The organism is Vibrio sp. YT-18 (assembly GCF_033337345.1).
GTDB lineage: Bacteria > Pseudomonadota > Gammaproteobacteria > Enterobacterales > Vibrionaceae > Vibrio > Vibrio alginolyticus.
The window spans coordinates 1-1,160 of record NZ_JAWOQO010000184.1 but is presented as its reverse complement, the minus strand read 5'-3'; the positions used below and the strand labels follow the sequence as shown (position 1 = coordinate 1,160).

Here is a 1,160-nt window from a genome sequence, read left to right as displayed (position 1 = left end):
CCAGCAACGTCGGTTCGAGATGGCGCTCGATGACGCCAACTACCTCTGATAGTTGAGTCGATACTTCGGCGATCACCACTTCCCTCATGATGTTTAACTTTGTTTTAGCCACCAATGATGCCCTCACTTTCCATGATTTTGGTGGGAATGGATTTTCTTAGCGGCAACTTACTTTCGTTGTCTATATCCATGTTAAAGGCGAAAAAGTAAACCTCTGTCTCCTTCTCAACCCACCCAACCCACCATGCGACACCAGGATTTGACTCAGTTCCCACACCAGAAAAACCAGTTTTTGAATGCACTAGATATTCAGGTGCCGCCTCCGTTACCAAAGCCTCTTTTACTATTAGCTGGTTTTCTTTAGATGCTGACAATTTATTTAAATATAGAGACTCTAGAAACTCCACTTGATTAACTGCGGAAATTCTAAGCTGGCCTTCCAACCAGAATTTGTCAATGCCACCACTGATATTCTGGTTGCCATAGGAAAATTTTTTAAGGTATTTCTGCATTCTTACTTCGCCAACTTCTCTGGCGATTTGTTGAAATACGGGAACAGCTGAAACTTGTATTGCCCCTCTTAAGGTCAAGTCTCTTTCCCATTGCTTCATGGCTCTTGGCTTTCCGTCCCATTTGAAAACCTGATGCTCATTCTTTATGACACCAGTTTCTAGGCCGATAATTGCGTTGGGGATCTTAAATGTTGATGCTGGAAGATATTCCTTTGATGCACGAGCTAAGTCATTGGTAGCGCAGGATTTACTGCTACTTTTACAAAGCACGAAGACACCATTGACGGCTTCGGCAGAGAACTCTTTGTTCCAAGACGTATTTTCTGTAATTGAACCAGCTAATGCCGTACTCGAAAGACACGCGATAATTACATATGCGGCAAATGTTTTCATGGCACCTTCTTGGTGGCTAACGTTAATTCGACCTCAGAGGCGTTTAAGTCAAAATACCTCTGACGTCTAACATGATTAATCAAAGTCTGATTTTTTAACAAAATCAGAAAGATAGACGCGAAACTTTAAAACAAAGGCGTCAACACTTCAAGTAGCGATCTTTCGCTTCGGCGAGGCCTAACGCCTGAGCTCAGCCGACCGAAACCGCGTAGCGGTTTTGGGTCGGCTGCAGCGATTTGTTGGGCGATAGCTTGC

General features: G+C 43.8%; 1 protein-coding gene and 1 pseudogene. Both read right to left on the bottom strand.

The window, feature by feature from the left end; all coding sequences use genetic code 11:
* Nucleotides 1–88 (bottom strand): annotated as a pseudogene (locus R7M72_RS25320) (ANT(3'') family aminoglycoside nucleotidyltransferase); the annotation flags it as partial.
* 16 nt (nucleotides 89–104) lie between these two features.
* On the bottom strand, nucleotides 105–905 hold the full coding sequence (locus R7M72_RS25315) for an oxacillin-hydrolyzing class D beta-lactamase OXA-10 (protein WP_000846390.1): 801 nt from the start codon (nucleotides 903–905) through the stop codon (nucleotides 105–107).
* Nucleotides 906–1,160: the final 255 nt, after the last annotated feature.